We start from the raw sequence: 17739 nt of genomic DNA, 5'->3' as shown, positions 1-17739 counted from the left end.
CCTCGTGTTTCCGGTGGAGGCAGGCGATGCTGCGGGTGTGTTACGTGTCCGCCGGGCGGTTGCGCAGTCGATAGGCGGAGTCGGCGTGCGCGATGTGCTCGGCGACCACCGCGCGGGCCCGCTCGGCGTCACCGGCCTCCAGCGCGGCGCAGATCTGTTCGTGCTCGTGCCAGGAGTCCTCGGCCCGGCGCGGCAGCTCGACCGCGTACACCCAGGCGATCTTCCAGCTGAGCTGGGTGATCAGCTGGGTCAGCAGGGCGCTGCCCGACGCCTCGGCCAGTACCTCGTGGAAGCGGCTGTTGAGCCGGGCCAGCTCGTCGAGCCTGCCGTCGCGCACCGCCTCCTGGCCCAGCGAGGTGAGTTCTTTGAGCCTGCCCAGCTGTTCGGGGCTGCGCCGGGTGGCCGCGCGGCTCGCGCACAGCGGCTCCAGCAGGGCGCGGATCTCGAGCAGATCGGCCGCCTCGGCCTCGGTCAGCTCGGCGACGAAGGTGCCCGCGTACGGCCGTGACGTGGCGAAACCCTCGGCTTCGAGGGTGCGCAGTGCTTCGCGCACCGGCACCCGGGAGACGCCGTAGCGCTCGGCCAGGGTGTCCTCGGTCAGGCGCTGGCCGGAGACGAAGTCGCCGCGGATGATGTCGTCGCGGATGGCCCGGCAGACCTGCTGCGGCGTCATCCGGCGCACGGTGCTGCTCACATCGCCTCCAGGGTCGATCACGGGGGAGTGCCGCGCTGTTCGTCTACGATCCGCGGCCGATATCCCTCGAATCTACGGCATGGTGCCGCTCGACCGGCCGGTGGCGAGGCTCACCGGTGGTCACCGAGCCCCGCGATACTCGGTCGTATACGATCGCGCCACGCTCTTCGGAAAGGTAGTCATGGATCCCGTGCACATGGCCCTGCTGCTGGCCGCCGGTGTCGGGGCAGGTTTCTGCAACGCCATCGCGGGCGGTGGCAGTCTGCTGTCGTTTCCCGCCCTGCTGGCGTTCGGGCTGCCGCCGGTCACCGCGACGGTCACCAATGCCGTCGCGGTGTGGCCGGGCTACCTGGGCGGCGCCGCGGCGCTGCGCAAGCGGGCGGGGGAGTACCGGGAACTGCTGCCGCGCCTGGTGATCACCGGGACCGCGGGCGCGCTCGGCGGTGTCCTCGTGCTGCTCGCCGCACCGCCCGCGGTGTTCGCGGCGCTGGTGCCGTACCTGGTGCTCGGGGCCACCGCGCTGTTCGCGGCGCAGCCGTGGCTCTCCCGCAGACTGGCCGTGCGGCAATCGGATTCGCGGCTGCTGCTGTTCGCCGGGGTGTTCCTGGGCGGCGCGTACGGCGCCTACTTCAACGGCGGGATGGGGATCGTCCTGCTGACCGCGCTCGCGCTCGGTCTCGACGCCTCGGCGCAGCTGCTCAACGGGCTCAAGAGCGTGCTCACCGTCGCGGTGTCCACCACCGCGATGATCGCGGTCGCGCTCTTCGGTCCCGTGCACTGGCTCGCCGTGGCCCTCCTGGCGCCCGCGTGTCTCGCCGGTGGCGTGCTCGGTGCGCGGTTCGCCGACCGCCTGCGGCCCACCGTGTTCCGTGGTGTCGTGATCGTCTTCGGTGCCGGTGCTGGCACCGCCATGTTGCTCACCGCCTGACCAGGGCGATCGTCCCCGAGGAGGACCCGAGATGACCGAACTGCTCCTGCGCGGCGGCAGGCCGTGGACCCCGGGCGCCCCGCCGATCCCGGCCGACGTGCATCTGCGCGACGGCCGGATCGCCGCCATCGGCACCGGACTCGACGCGCCCGCCGCCGAGGTGATCGACCTCGACGGCGCGCTCGTGCTGCCCGGCCTGGTCGACACCCACTGCCACCTGGACAAGACCCTGTGGAGCGGGCCGTGGGTCCCGAACACGGGTGGCCGCACCCTGGCCGGGCGCATCGCCAACGGGGAGGGCCGCCGCGCCGAACTCGGTATCCCGAACGTCGACTACGCGGGAAACCTGCTCGCCGCCATGGTCGCCGCGGGCACGACCCACGTCCGCAGTCACGTCGACGTCGACCCCGAGATCGGGCTCACCGGTGTCGAGGTGGTCCGGGCCGCCGCCGCACGGCACCGCGACCGCGTCGACGTGGAACTGGTCGCCTTCCCGCAGGGCGGCCTGCTCTGCCGCCCCGGCACCGCGAAACTGCTCGAGGCGGCACTCGCCGACGGGGTCGAGGTGATCGGCGGGCTCGACCCAGCCGGCTACGACAACGACGCCGCGGGCCACCTCGATCTGATCTTCGGCCTGGCCGAGCGCTACGGCGCGAAGATCGACATCCACCTGCACGACGGTGGTTCCCTCGGCGCCTGGCAGTTCGGCTTGATCATCGAACGCACCCGCGCGCTCGGGCTCGCGGGGCGGGTCACCATCAGCCACGCCTACGCCATGGGTCAGCAGGAACCCGACGAGCAGCGCCGCATCGCCGACGAACTCGCCGCCGCCGGCGTCGCGATGGTGACCTGCGCGGTCGGCGAGGCGCCGGTGGTGCCGGTGCGGGTGCTGGCCGCGGCCGGGGCGACGCTGGCGCTGGGCAACGACGGCATCCGCGATCTGTGGACGCCCTACGGCGACGGCGACATGCTGCGCCGGATCGGCACCGTCGCCTACCGGGACCGCCTGGTCGCCGACGCGGAGATCGAGCTGGCGCTGCGGGCCGGAACCCACGGCGGCGCCCAGGTTCTCGGCCTCGCCGAGTACGGGCTCACGCCGGGCGCGCCCGCCGATCTGTGCGTCGTGGACGCGGCGACGCCCGCCGCCGCGGTCGTCGCGCTGCCCCCGCGCCGCCTGGTGCTCAAGCGGGGCCGGGTGGTCGCCGCGAACGGCACGTTGAGCGGCGAGGATTGATCGTATACGAAACAAGGGTGTAATCCGCCGGACCGCGATCGGCAACGACCGGTCACTAGAAATAGTCCATGAGCGCAACGGCTTCCACCGCGTCGCCTGCCGCCGACTCGTATACGAGAATCGACAGCGGCCTCGACCCCGAACCGGCCCTGGCCTTCGACGGCGTTTCCCTCGTCTTCGGTGACGGCACCCGGGCCCTGTCCGATATCGACCTGCGGGTCCGGCCCGGCGAGTTCGTCTCACTGGTCGGCCCGTCCGGCTGCGGGAAATCGACCCTGCTGCGGCTGGCCGCCGGCTTCGAACAGCCGACCGCGGGCCGTGTCGCGGTCGGCACCCGCAGGCTGGGCTACGTCTTCCAGGAATCGACCCTGCTGGCCTGGCGCAGCGTCGCCGCCAATGTCGAATTGCCCGCCGAGCTGGCCGGTGTCGACCGGGCGACCCGGCGCGCGGACGCGCGGGACGCGATCGAGCGGGTCGGCCTGGCTGGCTTCGAGAAGCACAAGCCGGCGCAGCTGTCCGGCGGCATGCGGATGCGGGCCTCCATCGCCAGGGCGCTCACGCTGCGACCGGAGCTGTTCCTGTTCGACGAACCGTTCGGCGCGCTCGACGAGATCACCCGGCAGCGACTCAACGAGGAGGTCGGCGCGCTGTTCCGGCGCGACGGCTTCGCCGGTGTCTTCGTCACGCACTCGGTCGGCGAGGCGGTGTTCATGTCGACCCGGGTGGTCGTCCTGACCGGCAGGCCGGGCCGGATGGCCGCCGAGATCGCGGTGCCCTTCGACTTCCCGCGCCTGCCGCAGCTGCGCTACACCCCGGAGTTCGCCGCGATCTCGGCCGAGGTGTCGGCGGCGCTGCGCGGTGCCGAGCAGGAGACGGCCGCGTGACCGCCGTGGTGGTGCCCGGTGCCGGGCTCGATACGGCGGCGCCGCGGGCCCGGCGCCGCTGGCCGTTCCGGATCTCCCCGATCCGGATCCTCGCCCCGATCGTGGTGTTCGTGGCGGTGCTGGCCTGCTGGTCGCTGGTGAGCCACGTCCTGCTCGACCCGCAGTCGCGGTTCCTGCTGCCCGCGCCGGAACAGGTCGTCGCCAAGGGCCTGCTCGACCCGGTCGCGCGGACCGCCATCCTGGCCGCGCTGTGGTCGACCGTGCAGGTGGCGCTGGTCGGGCTGGTCGTCGCGATCGCGCTCGGGGTGAGCTTCGCGGTGGTGATGAGTCAGGCGCGCTGGGCCGAGTACTCGCTGTATCCGTACGCGGTGGTGCTGCAGACGATTCCGATCCTCGCGGTGGTCCCGCTGTTCGGGTTCTGGTTCGGCTACGAGTTCTCCAGCCGGGTGGTCGTGTGCGTGATGGTCTCGCTGTTCCCGGTCGTCACCAATACGCTGTTCGGCCTGAAATCGGTGGCGCCCGCCGAACACGACCTGTTCACCCTGCACGGGGCGAGCCGGTGGCAGCGGCTGCGGAAGCTGCAGTTGCCCACCGCGCTGCCCGCGATGATCTCCGGCTTCAAGATCTCCGGTGGCATGGCGATCATCGGGTCCATCGTCGCCGACTTCTTCTTCCGGCAGGGCGAACCCGGCATCGGCCGGATGATCGACGTCTACCGCCAGCAGCTGGCCACCGAGGAACTGCTCACCGCGCTGCTGCTGTCCTCGCTCGTCGGCCTGATCCTGTTCTGGCTCTTCGACTTCCTGGCCCGGCGCGTCGACCGCGCGCAGGGTCTGCGCCGCGACGCCTGACCCCGACTGTCCCACCCTCGTATTCGCTCGACCCCGAAGGAACCTCCGGTGCAGAAACATCTCCTCGCCACGGCCGTGCTGGCCGGCACCACCGCGCTGACCGCCTGTACCGGCACGACCTCGGTGCCCGCGCCGACCGGTCAGGGCGCGCTCGCCGGGGTCTGCCCGGCGACCGTCGTCATCCAGACCGACTGGTACGCCACCCCTGAGCGGGCGGCCGCCTACCAGCTGGTCGGGCCGAACGGCACCGTCGACGTGCAGAAGGGCGCCTACTCCGGCCCGCTCGGTGACACCGGCGTGAATGTCGAAGTGCGCCTGGGCGGTCCGTTCCTGGGCGGGCAGCCGGTGCCCGCCCAGATGTATCAGGACCAGAGCATCACCCTCGGCTTCGTCCCGACCGACGACGCGGTGCGAGCCGCCGCCAAGTTCCCGGTGACCGGGGTGTTCGCCTCCCTCGACGTGAACCCGCAGATCGTGCTGTTCGACCCGGCGACCTATCCGCAGGTCACCTCGTGGAAGGACGTGCCCGGCACCGGCGCGCCGGTGGTCTACAGCGAGGGCAAGCTGTTCATGGACTACCTGATCGCGCACGGCGACGTCTCCGCCGCCCAGGCCGACGCCTCCTTCGACGGCACGCCGAGCCGCTTCGTGGCCGAGCGGGGCAAGGCGATGCAGCAGGGGTACGTCTCCAACGAGCCCTATCGCTGGGAGCACGACGTGAAGGGCTGGCTCAAGCCGGTGAAATCGCTGCTGGTGCACGAATCCGGCTACGAGATCTACCCGCACGCGTGGTCGGTGCGCAGCGGCGAGCTGGACGCGCTGGCGCCGTGCCTGAGCAAGCTCGTGCCGATGTTGCAGCAGGCCCAGGTCGACTACGTCCGTGATCCCGAGCCGGTCAATCAGGCGCTGCTGCGGATCGCCCAAACGATTCCGGACGGCCCGCCGATGACCGCGGGCGGCAATACCGATTCGGTGCGGGTGCAACTCGCGCAGCAGATCGTCGGCAACGGGCCCGATGCCACCCTCGGCGACTTCGACACCGGGCGCGTCGACCGGGTGATCGGCGTGGTCACGCCCATCCTGCGCGCCCGCGGGCTGGCGGTCCCCGACGGCATCACCGCGGGCGCGATCGTCACCAACCGGTTCGTCGACCCGGCGATCGGCTTACCGAGCACGCCGTAGCCGGTCGGTTCCGTCGGGTAGTGTCCTGGCTCTATCCGCTTGTGCCCGAGGGGGACCGATGACCTATCAGCCGCCACCGCCGCCGTATCAGGGCGGGTATCCGCAAGGTCAGGGTGGGTATCCGCAGGGCGGGTACCCACCGAACTACGGGTATCCGCAGCCGCCGAAGAAGAAGCCGGTCTGGCCGTGGATCGTCGGCGGTGTCGTGCTGGTGCTGGTCCTGCTCGGCGGCGGCTGCGCGGCGATCATCGGCGTCGCGGCCTGGCAGGTCGACAAAGAGGTCAACAGCAGCGCCGACCTGGTCTACGAGGTGGGCGGCACCGCCTCGCAGGTCGACATCACCTACTACAGCGGCGATTTCGACCAGAACACCGCGAACGGGTCGAGCGTGCCCTGGCGCAAGGACGTCACCGTCTCCGGCTTCGCCAAGATGGGCAGCATCACCGTGACGACGACCGGCCTGGAGGAAGGCACCGTCAGCTGCCGGATCTTGCGCGAAGGCAAGGTGCTCGACGAGGACACCTCCACCGGCACCTTCGGCTTCGTCACCTGCAGCGCCACCATCGACTGAGCGCGGAACCTGTCGGACCCCGCTGCCACACTGGCGGGCATGACGGAATCTGCTGTGCCGTTTCGGGTCCGGATCCCCGTGCGCGTCACGGACCTCGACGCCCAACTGCATGTCACCGGCTCGGCCTACCAGCAGTTCGCCGATCACGCGCGGTTCGCGTGCGTGGCGGCGGCGGGCGTCTCGGTGCCCGACCTGCTGGCGGCGGGCCTCGGGCCGGTGAATCTCGAGCTGAACGTCCGCTACCACCGGGAACTGCGCGCCGACGACACCGTGGAGATCGACTGCCGGTGGACCTGGAGCGGTGGCAAGACCTATCGGGTCGAGCACACGCTGACCAGGGACGACGGCGAGGTCGCCGCGACCGTGTCGTACGTGGCCGGTCTGCTCGACCTGGGCGAGCGCAAGCTCGTCGCCGATCCCGCCAGGGTCTGGGCCGAGTTCGCGAAGGATCACGCCCTGCTCGGGCTGGCCTGACCGGTGGCCGGCGTCCGTGTCGTTGGTCGGTGGCAGCGGGGGAATGCTCTAGACTTTCGAACAATTGTTCGTGTCTTCGAAGGGGCTGCCGGTGCGGGTGATGGGCGTCGATCCCGGGCTCACCCGGTGCGGGCTCAGCATGGTGGACAGTGGGCCGGGGCGCAAGGTCGTCGCGATCGATGTCGGGGTGGTGCGGACACCACCCGAGGCGGAGCTGGCGCATCGGTTGATGGCGGTGGCCGACGCGGCCGAGCACTGGATGGACACGCATCGGCCCGAGGCCGTCGCGATCGAGCGAGTCTTCGCCCAGCACAACGTGCGCACCGCGATGGGCACCGCGCAGGCGGGCGGGGTGATCGCGCTGGCCGCCGCCCGGCGCGGAATCAAGGTCGCCTTCCATACGCCCAGTGAGGTGAAGGCCGCGGTCACCGGCAACGGCACCGCGGGCAAGGCGCAGGTCACCGCCATGGTGACCCGGATTCTCGGGCTGCAGGTCGCCCCGAAACCCGCCGACGCCGCCGACGCGCTCGCCCTGGCGATCTGTCATTGTTGGCGGGCGCCGCTGATGGACCGGATGGCGGCCGCGCAGGCGCAGGCGGACGAGGTCCGCCGCCGCTACGAAGAACGGCTGGCCGAACAACGGAAGGTGGTGCGCGGGTGATCGCGTCGGTTCGCGGCGAGGTACTCGAGATCGCGCTCGACCATGTGGTGATCGAAGCCGCGGGCGTCGGCTACCGGCTCAACGCCACCCCGGCGACGCTGGCCGGGCTCAGCCGCGGCGAGGAGACCCGCCTGTACACGGCGATGATCGTGCGCGAGGACTCGATGACCCTGTTCGGCTTCGCCGACACCGAGGCGCGCGACCTGTTCGGGCTGCTGCAGACGGTATCCGGCGTCGGCCCCCGGTTGGCGATGGCGGTGCTGGCCGTTCTCGAACCGGAGGCGCTGCGCAAGGCGCTGGCGGAGAGCAATGTCGCCGCGCTCACCCGGGTGCCCGGCATCGGCAAGCGGGGCGCCGAACGCATGGTCGTCGAACTGCGCGACAAGGTGAACCTGGTGCCGGTGCCCGCCGGTCCGCCCGGTGCGCAGGTCCCGGTCACCCCCGTCCGCGAGCAGGTCACCGAGGCGCTCGTGGGGCTCGGCTTCCCGGTGAAGCAGGCCGAACCGGCCGTCGACGCCGTCCTGGCCGACCAGCCCACCGCCACCACCTCCGTCGCCCTGCGCGCCGCCCTCGGCCTGCTCGGCAAGAACAGGTAGGCCATGGACGACGATTTCGAGCTCGCGCCCGGCGAACCCGACGAATCCGCCGTCACCGCGCGGTATCTGCACTCCGACGGCGAAGCCGAGACCGGCCTGCGCCCCACCTCGCTCGACGACTTCATCGGCCAGCCCCGCGTCCGCGAACAGCTCGCCCTGGTGCTGCGCGGCGCCAGGCAGCGCGGCGCCACCCCCGATCACGTGCTGCTCTCGGGCCCGCCCGGCCTCGGCAAGACCAGCATGGCGATGATCATCGCCGCCGAACTGGGCACCGCGCTGCGCATCACCTCCGGGCCGGCCCTGGAACGCGCGGGCGACCTCGCCGCCATGCTGTCCAACCTGGTCGAGGGCGATGTGCTGTTCATCGACGAGATCCACCGGATGGCCCGCCCCGCCGAGGAGATGCTGTACCTGGCGATGGAGGACTTCCGGGTCGACGTCGTGGTCGGCAAGGGCCCCGGCGCGACCTCGATCCCGCTCGACATCGCCCCGTTCACGCTGGTCGGCGCCACCACCCGCTCCGGCGCGCTGACCGGCCCGCTGCGCGACCGGTTCGGCTTCACCGGCCACATGGACTTCTACGAGCCCGCCGAGCTGCTGCGGATCCTGCAGCGCTCGGCGCGCATCCTCGGCGTGCAGATCGACCACGATGCCGCCGCGGAGGTCGCGGGCCGCTCCCGCGGCACCCCGCGCATCGCCAACCGCCTGCTGCGCCGCGTCCGTGACTTCGCCGAGGTCAGGGCCGACGGCGTGATCACCCACCCGATCGCGATGGCCGCGCTCGAGGTCTACGACGTCGACGCGCTCGGCCTGGACCGGCTCGACCGCGCCGTGCTCGGCGCGCTGGTGCGCGGTTTCGGCGGGGGACCGGTGGGCGTGTCCACGCTCGCGGTCGCCGTCGGCGAGGAAGCGGCCACCGTCGAAGAGGTGTGCGAGCCGTTCCTGGTGCGCGCCGGGCTCGTCGCCCGGACCCCGCGCGGCCGGGTCGCGACCGCGGCGGCCTGGGAGCATCTCGGGCTGGTGCCCCCGCCCGATCTGGTCATCGGCGCCATCGAAGTGCGTGGGCGCGAACCGCAACCGAGCATGGACCTGCTCGACTGAGCCAGGTGGGCGAGGCGCCCGATCGTCGTCTACTGTCGGCCGGGTGGCAGTCCATGCGGTGGTGCAGCGATTCCCCGAGCCGTTGCGTTCCCTGCTCCTGAAGCATCGGGAGCTCCTGAAGTTCGCGGTCGTCGGTGCGATCACCTGGTTCATCGACACCGGCGTCGTATACGCGGTGAAGCTGACGGTGCTCGGTGACAAGCCGCTGACCGCGCGCCTGCTCGGTGCGCTGATCGCGACCATCGCCTCCTATATCCTCAACCGCGAGTGGTCCTTCCGCACCAGGGGCGGCAGGCAGCGCAGCCACGAGGCGGCGCTGTTCTTCACCGTCAGCGCCCTGGGTATCGGCGTCACGATGATCCCGCAGGCGATCTCGCTGTACGTGCTGAATCTGCGGGTGCCGCACGTGGATCCGGTGGTGCAGGCGGTGGCCAACTTCGTCTCCGGGCAGATCCTGGGCGTGCTGCTGGCGATGGCGTTCCGGTTCTGGGCGTTCCGCCGCTACGTCTTCCCCGACGACCTGCGCGAGGCCGAACTGCACAGCATCCAGGGCTGATCAGACCGCGCTCACTGCCTGCGTTCGGCGTGTTCGAGCGCGGTGGTCACCAGGTCGATGAAGGCGTCGACCTCCTCGCGGGAGTAGCCGCGGGTGCCGAGGCGGGTGTCGGTGAAGCGCACGCCGCGCACGTCGGCGGCGGTCAGGCTGCCCGGACCGTTGTGCGCCAGCGTCGCGGCGACCAGATCGAGGAAGGCGTCGACCTCTTCCTCGTGATACCCCCGCCTGCCGACCGTCGACTGGCTGAACCGCATGCGGTGCACGTCGTCGGGCGTGAGCATCTCGGCCACGTCGTCGCCGGGCCGGGCCGCGGGGACCGGGGCGCCGCCCTTCTGCCGGTACTCGAGCTCGGTCCTGACCCGGTCCAGGAAGTCGTCGACCTGGTCGGCCTGATAGCCGCGGCCACCGAACCTCGGGGCGCCGAAATGCACGTGACGGATGTCGTCGGCGGTGAGGACGCCCTGCCCGTCCAGGGTGGCCGAGACCAGTTCGAGGAACGCGTCGACCTCGTCTGCGTGGTAGCCGCGATGACCCAGGGTCGGCATGGCGAAGTGGGTGCGGCTCACATCGTCGGGCGTCACAGCGGTCATTGTGTCAGGATTGCCCTTCTATCCCACGGGTTTTCGTCATCGCGCAGCAACTCGGACGCCTTCGATGAACAGCCGCCGTACCGCGTGACTGTACACCGCGAGCAGCGCCGGATCAGGGGTTCGCATGCCGTGCACGATGCCGGCGACCACCATCCCCAGTGCGGCTTTCGCCGTGGTGGGAGTATCCAGATCGGCCCGTAGATAACCCCAGCGGACGCCGTGGTCCAGATACCCGGTGATGACGATCTCGGTGGAGTCGAGCAGCCCGAACACCCGGGCGGTGAGCTCGTCGTCGATGCCGGTCGCGTGGAGCAGCAGCAGTTGCGGCACCCGGGGATCGTCGAGCAGCACCCGGTTGAGCGATTCGCCGATCCGGTCGAGCAGCGCGGTGTACTCGTCGAGGGTGGTGGCGGTCTCGGGGCTGAGCTCGGTCGCCAGCGCGGTGAACACGCGGCTGGTCACGTCGTCGATGACGTGGTCGATGATGTCGCGCTTGTTGGCGAAGTAGCGGTAGAAGGTGCCGTGCCCGATGCCGAGGCGCACGGCGATGTCGGCGATGCCGGTGGCGTGATAGCCCTTCTCGGAGAAGCAGTCGAACGCGGTGTCGATGATCTCCCTGCGCAATTCGGCTTTGCGCTGTTCGACGCGGGCGGATGGCTTCGTCACCGGGCTGATGTTACTGTCGCCGCCGACGGAATGATGTGTCATTCTGTTACAGACACCTGATGTATGTGGAGGTTCGGCGTGGCACCTCAGTTGGACGCGGTCGTGGTCGGGGCGGGATTCGGCGGCATCGGCGCCGCGATCGAGCTCGACCGGCTCGGACTGCACGATTTCGTGATCCTCGAGCGCGAGGACGACCTGGGCGGTACCTGGCATGTGAACCGGTATCCGGGCCTGGCCGTCGACATCGCCTCGGTGACCTACTCCTATTCCTTCGAGCCGAACCCGCACTGGTCCCGGCTGTTCGCCCCCGGCGCCGAGCTCAAGAAGTACGCCGAGCACGTGGCCGACAAGTACGACCTGCGCAGGCGGATGCGGTTCGGCACCGTCGTCGACGGCGCCCGCTGGGACGAGGACAACCAGCAGTGGGTGGTCTCGATCGCCGGCGGGGAGACCGTGACGGCGCGCTACCTGCTCGCGGCGACCGGCTTCCTGTCCCAGCCCTACACCCCGCCGTTCCCCGGGATCGAGTCCTTCGCGGGCAAGATCATCCACACCACCGACTGGGACGCCGACTACGACCTGACCGGGCGCAAGGCCGCGATCATCGGCACCGGCGCGACCGCTGTCCAGTTGGTGCCCGAGGTGGCCGAGCGGGTCGCCGCGCTGACCGTCTTCCAGCGCACACCCATCTGGGTGGTGCCCAAGGTGGACGCCCCGATCCCCGGCGCCGTCCAGGAGCTGTTCGCCAAGGTGCCGCTCACCCAGAAGGCGGCCCGGCTGGTCAACACGAGCATGCTCGAGGCGCTGATGGTCGTCGGCGTGCTGCACTACGCGCAGGCCAAGCCGCTGAACAAGGCGGCCGCCATGCTGGCCAAGGCGCACCTGTTCGCCCAGGTCCGGGACAAGGAGACCAGGGCCAAGCTCACCCCGCACTACGACTTCGGCTGCAAGCGCCCGACCTTCTCCAACCGGTACTTCACGACGTTCAACAAACCGCACGTGCGGCTGGAGACGAACTCGATCGACCACGTCGAACCCGACGGCATCGTCACCGCCGACGGGCACAAGACCGAGATCGACACGCTGCTGCTGGCCACCGGCTTCAACCTGTGGGACGTGAACTTCCCGGCCATCGAGATCGTCGGCCGGGACGGGGTGAACCTCGGAAAGTTCTGGCGCGACAACCGCTTCCAGGCCTACGAGGGCATCACCGTGCCCAAGTTCCCCAACTTCCTCAGCCTCAACAGCCCCTACTCCTACAGCGGGCTGTCGTACTTCACGACCATCGAGGCGCAGATGAAGCACATGGGCAGGCTGTTCACCGAGTTGTTCCGGCGCGGCGAACAGACCTTCGAGGTCACCGAGCGGGCCAACGCCGAGTTCCTGGACCGGGTCACCGACAAGCTGGGCTCCTCGGTGTTCTACGGCGGCGACTGCGCCACCGCCCGCAGCTACTACTTCAACCAGCACGGTGAGGCGGCGCTGCTGCGCCCGACCAGCACCGCGAACGCGCACCGTGAGGCGGTCACCTTCCCGCTCGACGACTACACCTACGGCCGCACCGCCTGAGCGGCGCGCGGAGGGAGAGACGGTGTCCGGTGTGTCGTCGCGGCGGGGAACTGGCAGACTGTCAGGCGTACATGCACGTCCACCACTGACTAGGGACTGACTTCGACGATGGACTTCCTGTTTCCGCTGCTGATCCTCGCCCTGCTCGTGCCGATGTTCTTCGGTATCCGCAAACAGAAGCGGGAGGCCGAGAAGGTCTCGTCGATGCAGGAGGGTCTGAAGGTCGGTGACCAGGTCGTCACCACGTCGGGCCTGTACGGCACCGTCGTCGACCTCGACGACACCACCGTCGACCTGGAGATCGCCGAGGACGTCGTCACCACCTGGCTGCGTCAGGCGATCCGCGAGGTGCGGGCCGACGAGCAGGCGGTCGAGGAGACCACCCCCGCGACCGACGCCGCCGTCGAGGAGTCCGCGGAGCAGACCGAGACCCGGCTGACCAAGGACTGATCGCACTCCCTCGTCGCCGGTGCCCCGCATTGCGGCAGGCACCGGCGCGGGCATCGTCGTGCCCACCCGTTCCGACCTCGACTTCCGCCTAGGAGATGACCTGCTGTGCCACCTTCCCAAGGATCGGCGCATCCGTACCGGTTGCTCGGCGTCTACGCCGCGCTGCTGGCCGTGATCTACGCGCTGGTGTTCTTCACCGGTGACCATTCCCCCACGCCCAAGCTCGGCATCGACCTGCAGGGCGGTACCCGCGTCACCCTGACCGCGCGCACCCCCGACGGCAGCAGGCCCAGCCAGGACAGCCTGAAGAAGGCCCAGGAGATCATCGAGAACCGTGTCAACGGCCTCGGTGTCTCCGGCTCCGAAGTGGTCATCGACGGCGACAACCTCGTCATCACGGTGCCCGGTGAGGACAGCCAGCAGGCCCGCGCGCTGGCCACCACCGCCAAGCTCTACATTCGGCCGGTGCTGGCCGCGACGCAGCCGCAGGCCGGTGGCGCCGCGCCGCAGGTGCCGCCCGCCCAGGGCGGGACGCCGACCACGAGCGCGCCCGCGCCCGGCGAGACGTCGGCCCCCGCGACCGGTGAGACCACCGCTCCCGCGGCAGGCGAGCCGACCACGCCGGCCCCGCAGTCGCGGGTGTTCCCGGCGCAGGCACCGCCGACGCCGACCCCGGCACCTGGCGGCACCTCCGTCCAGCAGCAGCAGGCCAAGGAGATCGCCGACGCCAAGGCGCTGCGGCAGAGCACCGACCAGGCCGTGCAGCAGGTCGCCATGGCGAGCATGGACTGCACCAAGCCCGACCCGCTGGCAGGCAACGACGACCCGGCGCTGCCGCTGGTCACCTGCTCGCAGGACGGCACCGAGGTGTTCCTGCTCGGCCCGAGCCGCATCGACGGCCAGGAGATCGCCGACGCGACCTCCGGCCTGAACTCCCAGCAGGCCCGGCACGAGGTGAACCTCGAGTTCAAGTCCGCGGGCGCGGATGCCTGGCAGGCGCTGACCGGTGAGTACGTCTACAAGCGGGTCGCGTTCGTGCTCGACTCGAAGGTCGTCAGCGCGCCGCAGGTGCAGCAGGGTCCGCAGATGGGTGGTCGCACCTCGATCTCGGGCAGCTTCACCGCCGACAGCGCGTCCGAGCTGGCCAACACGCTCAAGTACGGCTCGCTGCCGCTGTCGTTCCAGACCTCGGAGGCGGAGACCGTCTCGGCGACGCTGGGCCTGTCCTCGCTGAAGGCGGGTCTGCTCGCGGGCGCCATCGGCCTGATCGCGGTGCTGCTGTACTGCCTGCTCGTCTACCGGATGCTCGGCCTGATCGCCGGGTTCTCGCTGATCGCGGCCGGTGCCGCCGTCTACGGCATCATCGTGCTGCTCGGGCGCTGGATCGGGTTCACCCTCGACCTGGCGGGCATCGCCGGTCTGATCATCGGTATCGGCCTCACCGCCGACTCGTTCGTCGTGTTCTTCGAGCGCATCAAGGACGAGATGCGCGAGGGCCGCAGTTTCCGCTCGGCGGTGCCGCGCGGCTGGGCCAGGGCGCAGCGCACCAACCTGTCCGGTAAGACGGTCAGCCTGATCGCCTCGGTCGTGCTGTACCTGCTCGCCGCCGGCCAGGTGAAGGGCTTCGCCTTCACCCTCGGTATCACCACCGTCCTCGACGTGATCGTGCTCTACCTGGTCACCGCGCCGCTGATGATGATCGTCTCGCGCTCGCCGTTCTGGGCGAAGCCGTCGGTGAACGGTCTCGGCTCGGTGCAGCAGATCGCCAGGGAGCGCGCCGCGGGCCAGCCAAGGCCGAAGGAGATGTCACGATGACCAACGCCCATCCCACCGACGAGTCGGTGTACCTGGACCAGGCCGAGGCGTCGCAGGCCCCGAAGCACGGGTTCTTCGAGCGGCTCTACACCGGCACCGGCGGTTTCCCCATCGTCAGCCGCCGCAAGCTGTTCTACGGCATCGCGGCGGCCCTGCTGCTGATCTCGGTGCTGAGCATCGCGGTGCGCGGCTTCACCCTCGGCATCGACTTCGCCGGCGGTTCGCGCATCCAGATCCCCGCCGCCGACATCTCCACCCAGCAGGTGGAGGACGTCTACGCGCAGACCCTCGGCCACGGCCCGGTGTCGGTGCAGAAGGTCGGCTCCGGTGCCTCGGCCACCATCCAGGTGCGCTCGGAGACCCTGGACGCGGCGCAGACCGAGCAGGTCCAGACCGCGCTGTTCGAGGCGTTCCAGCCGAAGGACTCCGACGGCCAGGTCAGCCGCAACGCGATCAGCATCGCCGAGATCAGTGAGACCTGGGGCGGGCAGATCACCAACAAGGCGCTGATCGCGCTCGGGGTGTTCGTCGCGCTCACGATGATCTACATCGCGATCCGCTTCGAGCGGGACATGTCGGTCGCGGCCATCGTGTCGCTGTTCTTCAACCTCATCGTCACCGCGGGCATCTATTCGCTGGTCGGCTTCGAGGTGACCCCCGCCGCGGTGATCGGTCTGCTCACGATTCTGGGTTACGTGCTCTACGACAACGTGGTCGTCTTCGACAAGGTCGAGGAGAACACCCGTGGCGTGCTGCACCTGAACAAGCGCACCTATGCCGAGCAAGCCAACCTCGCCGCCAACCAGACGCTCATGCGGTCGATCAGCACCACCGTCATCGGCATCCTGCCGATCATCGGCATGCTGGTGATCGCGGTCTGGCTGCTCGGCGTCGGCACGCTCAAGGACCTCGCGCTGGTGCAGCTGGTCGGCATGATCGTCGGCGCCTACTCGTCGATCTTCCTCGCCGTTCCGGTGCTGGTGTCGATCAAGGAGCGTTGGGGTCCGGTGGCCGCGCACACCAAGAAGGTGCTGGCCAAGCGTGCCGCAGGTCCGGCCGCCCGGGTACCGGTGGGTGCCGCCGCCGGTGCGCCGCGTGGTCCGCGTCCGAGCGATGCCGGGGCGCCGCGGCCGGGTGCCCGGCCCAGCGGGAAGCGGCACAAGAGAAGGAACTGACGGCGACAGCAGGGGGTCTCATCATGCGACGCGGCACGATACGACTGATCACCGTCCTGGCCACGGCGGCCCTGGGCACCGGCCTGGTGGCCGGCTGCTCGAGCAAGAACCAGGTGCCCTCCATCGGGTACGCCGTCGACGCGGCGGTCGCCAGCTACAACGGCGGCAGCACGCTCGGCGCGACCAGCGGCGCGGCCGCGGTGTTCGGCCGGGTGCTCACCGGGTTCTTCTACACCGGACCGGACGGTCAGCAGGTCGCCGACACCGACGCGGGCACCGCGAAGGAAGTGCCGGGCGAGACGCAGACCGTGCAGTACCGGCTCAACCCGGACGGGGTGTACTCCGACGGCGTGAAGACCTCCTGCGACGATCTGGTGCTCGCCTGGTCGGCGCGCTCGGGCCGGTTCACCCGGCCGGGCGAGCGCGGCCCGGTCCCGCTGTTCGACGCGGCGAGCACCGCCGGTTACGCCGACATCGAGCGGGTCGACTGCCAGCCGGGTTCCAAGGACGCCACCGTGGTGTTCCGCCCCGGCAGGCACTACCTGCCGTGGCGGACGCTGTTCACCGCCGCCGAGCTGATGCCGGCGCACGTGGTGGCACAGGCCGTCGGCGTGCCCAGCGTGGTGAGCGCCCTGCAGACCGGAGACGGTGCCGTGCTGGGCCGCATCGCCGACTTCTGGAACGCGGGCTGGACCATGAAGGCGGGCTCGCTCGACCTGACCAAGTTCCCGTCCTCGGGGCCGTACCGGATCGAATCCTTCACCGCGAAGGACGGTCTGGTCCTGGTCGCGAACGAGAAGTGGTGGGGCAGCCCGCCGGCGACCAGCCGGATCGTGGTGTGGCCCAAGGGCACCGACTACGCGGCGAAGGCGAAGGAGAACGCGTTCGGCGTCGTCGATCTGGGTGCCGGTTCGGTCGCCGACCTGACGCTCGACGGTTTCGACGAACAGACCGTCGCCAGCCGGAGCGCCGAGCAGCTCGTGCTCGCCACCGCCGGGGTGTTCGGTCCCGTCGAGGTCCGTCGCGCGTTCGCCCAGTGTGTGCCGCGCCAGGCACTGTTCGACACCCTCGGCAAGGCCGGGGACCCGCCGAAGAGCGGCCTGGGCGCCGGTCCGCTCAACGCTCATGTCGTGCAGCAGGACTCGCTGTACTACCCGGCCGTGATCGGCGGGGCCGACCGCTACAAGGGCGCCGACATCCCGGCCGCGACGGCGACGCTGGCCTCGGCCCGTGCCCCCCAGCCGACCGTCCGGATCGGTTACCAGGCCCCGGACGCGCGTCGGGCGAAGACCGTCGCCATGATCGCCGAGTCCTGCCGCGGGGCGGGGATCACCGTGGTCGACGCGGGCGCACCGGATTTCACCCCGGCCAGGCTGGCCGAGGGCGCGGTCGACGCGGTGCTTGGTGGCACCGCGGCCGTCCCCGGCCCGGCCGGATCGACCACTGGGGTGGCCGCGTTCGCGGCGTTGCGGGCCGGTAACGGCCTCGATGTCGGTGGGTTCGCCAACGGTCGCTACGATGCGATCACCGATCAGCTTGCGGGCGAGACGAACTCGACCGTGACGCTGAATCTGCTGACCGAGGCCGAGAACCTGCTGTGGGCGCAGCTGCCGAGCATCCCGTTGTTCGCGACGCCGCGCCTGATCGCCTTCGGCAACGGCATGCAGAACGGGATCGCCGGGCCGACCCAGGCCGGAACCGGGTGGAACATGGATCGCTGGGTGTTGCAGCGATGAGCAGTG

At 70.3% G+C, this 17739-nt stretch carries 19 protein-coding genes; 16 read left to right on the top strand and 3 right to left on the bottom strand.

Annotated elements, in window-relative coordinates:
- Positions 1-40 precede the first annotated feature (40 nt).
- Positions 41-694 (bottom strand): GntR family transcriptional regulator, encoded by a 654-nt coding sequence (locus AB0L91_RS00960; RefSeq protein WP_365006794.1) that lies wholly within the window; start codon positions 692-694, stop codon positions 41-43.
- Positions 695-875: 181 nt separating this feature from the next.
- Between AB0L91_RS00960 and AB0L91_RS00955 the strand changes: the two genes are divergently transcribed.
- From AB0L91_RS00955 to AB0L91_RS00905, 11 genes are all read left to right on the top strand, one after another.
- On the top strand, positions 876-1622 hold the full coding sequence (locus AB0L91_RS00955) for a sulfite exporter TauE/SafE family protein (protein WP_365006793.1): 747 nt from the start codon (positions 876-878) through the stop codon (positions 1620-1622).
- Positions 1623-1653: 31 nt separating this feature from the next.
- Positions 1654-2856: an amidohydrolase gene (locus AB0L91_RS00950; protein ID WP_365006792.1), complete on the top strand. Its 1203-nt coding sequence runs from the start codon at positions 1654-1656 to the stop codon at positions 2854-2856.
- Between the two features lie 68 nt (positions 2857-2924).
- The gene (locus AB0L91_RS00945) at positions 2925-3740 is read left to right on the top strand and encodes an ABC transporter ATP-binding protein (RefSeq protein ID WP_365006791.1); all 816 of its coding nucleotides are present in this window, start codon (positions 2925-2927) and stop codon (positions 3738-3740) included.
- Positions 3737-4591 carry an ABC transporter permease gene (locus tag AB0L91_RS00940; protein ID WP_365006790.1) on the top strand — a complete coding sequence of 285 codons (855 nt, stop codon included), beginning with the start codon at positions 3737-3739 and terminating at the stop codon, positions 4589-4591. Before AB0L91_RS00945 ends, AB0L91_RS00940 begins: the two co-directional genes overlap by 4 nt.
- 48 nt (positions 4592-4639) lie before the next feature.
- Entirely contained in the window at positions 4640-5773 is a 1134-nt protein-coding gene (locus tag AB0L91_RS00935) for an ABC transporter substrate-binding protein (RefSeq protein ID WP_365006789.1), read from the top strand.
- Between the two features lie 58 nt (positions 5774-5831).
- Positions 5832-6344, top strand: coding sequence for an MmpS family transport accessory protein (locus AB0L91_RS00930; RefSeq protein WP_365006788.1), 513 nt, complete (start codon positions 5832-5834; stop codon positions 6342-6344).
- A gap of 39 nt (positions 6345-6383) precedes the next feature.
- Positions 6384-6818: an acyl-CoA thioesterase gene (locus tag AB0L91_RS00925; RefSeq protein ID WP_365006787.1), complete on the top strand. Its 435-nt coding sequence runs from the start codon at positions 6384-6386 to the stop codon at positions 6816-6818.
- A 91-nt stretch (positions 6819-6909) separates the two neighbouring features.
- Positions 6910-7479, top strand: coding sequence for a crossover junction endodeoxyribonuclease RuvC (gene ruvC, locus AB0L91_RS00920; protein WP_365011128.1), 570 nt, complete (start codon positions 6910-6912; stop codon positions 7477-7479).
- Complete coding sequence (gene ruvA, locus AB0L91_RS00915) at positions 7476-8075, top strand: Holliday junction branch migration protein RuvA (RefSeq protein ID WP_218721115.1); 600 nt, start codon at positions 7476-7478, stop codon at positions 8073-8075. The genes ruvC and ruvA overlap by 4 nt, the downstream gene beginning before the upstream one ends.
- A 3-nt stretch (positions 8076-8078) precedes the next feature.
- A complete protein-coding gene (gene ruvB / locus AB0L91_RS00910; protein WP_355277279.1) occupies positions 8079-9176 on the top strand; it encodes a Holliday junction branch migration DNA helicase RuvB in 1098 nt (365 codons plus the stop codon).
- 43 nt (positions 9177-9219) lie between these two features.
- Positions 9220-9732, top strand: a complete 513-nt coding sequence (locus tag AB0L91_RS00905) for a GtrA family protein (protein ID WP_308248646.1) — start codon at positions 9220-9222, stop codon at positions 9730-9732.
- An 11-nt stretch (positions 9733-9743) separates the two neighbouring features.
- On the opposite strand, the gene AB0L91_RS00900 is transcribed toward AB0L91_RS00905, so the two are convergent.
- Together AB0L91_RS00900 and AB0L91_RS00895 are read right to left on the bottom strand one after the other, a co-directional pair.
- On the bottom strand, positions 9744-10322 hold the full coding sequence (locus AB0L91_RS00900; RefSeq protein ID WP_357344955.1) for a DivIVA domain-containing protein: 579 nt from the start codon (positions 10320-10322) through the stop codon (positions 9744-9746).
- 36 nt (positions 10323-10358) lie between these two features.
- The gene (locus tag AB0L91_RS00895) at positions 10359-10988 is read right to left on the bottom strand and encodes a TetR/AcrR family transcriptional regulator (protein WP_355277273.1); all 630 of its coding nucleotides are present in this window, start codon (positions 10986-10988) and stop codon (positions 10359-10361) included.
- Between the two features lie 78 nt (positions 10989-11066).
- Here AB0L91_RS00895 and AB0L91_RS00890 point away from each other — a divergent pair, with 78 nt between their 5' ends.
- The 5 genes from AB0L91_RS00890 (at position 11067) to AB0L91_RS00870 (ending at position 17733) form a co-directional block, all read left to right on the top strand.
- Entirely contained in the window at positions 11067-12557 is a 1491-nt protein-coding gene (locus AB0L91_RS00890) for an NAD(P)/FAD-dependent oxidoreductase (protein ID WP_357344959.1), read from the top strand.
- A gap of 108 nt (positions 12558-12665) precedes the next feature.
- Positions 12666-13007, top strand: coding sequence for a preprotein translocase subunit YajC (yajC, locus tag AB0L91_RS00885; RefSeq protein WP_355277268.1), 342 nt, complete (start codon positions 12666-12668; stop codon positions 13005-13007).
- A gap of 105 nt (positions 13008-13112) precedes the next feature.
- The gene (secD, locus tag AB0L91_RS00880; RefSeq protein ID WP_365006786.1) at positions 13113-14822 is read left to right on the top strand and encodes a protein translocase subunit SecD; all 1710 of its coding nucleotides are present in this window, start codon (positions 13113-13115) and stop codon (positions 14820-14822) included.
- Positions 14819-15997, top strand: coding sequence for a protein translocase subunit SecF (secF, locus tag AB0L91_RS00875; RefSeq protein ID WP_355277264.1), 1179 nt, complete (start codon positions 14819-14821; stop codon positions 15995-15997). Before secD ends, secF begins: the two co-directional genes overlap by 4 nt.
- Before the next feature lie 23 nt (positions 15998-16020).
- A complete protein-coding gene (locus tag AB0L91_RS00870; RefSeq protein ID WP_365006785.1) occupies positions 16021-17733 on the top strand; it encodes an ABC transporter substrate-binding protein in 1713 nt (570 codons plus the stop codon).
- Positions 17734-17739 lie beyond the last annotated feature (6 nt).

Origin of the sequence: Nocardia sp. NPDC051833 (assembly GCF_040681225.1) — a bacterium.
GTDB lineage: Bacteria > Actinomycetota > Actinomycetes > Mycobacteriales > Mycobacteriaceae > Nocardia.
Note: the sequence above shows the minus strand (reverse complement) of the source record. Positions and strands in the feature narration are given on the sequence as shown.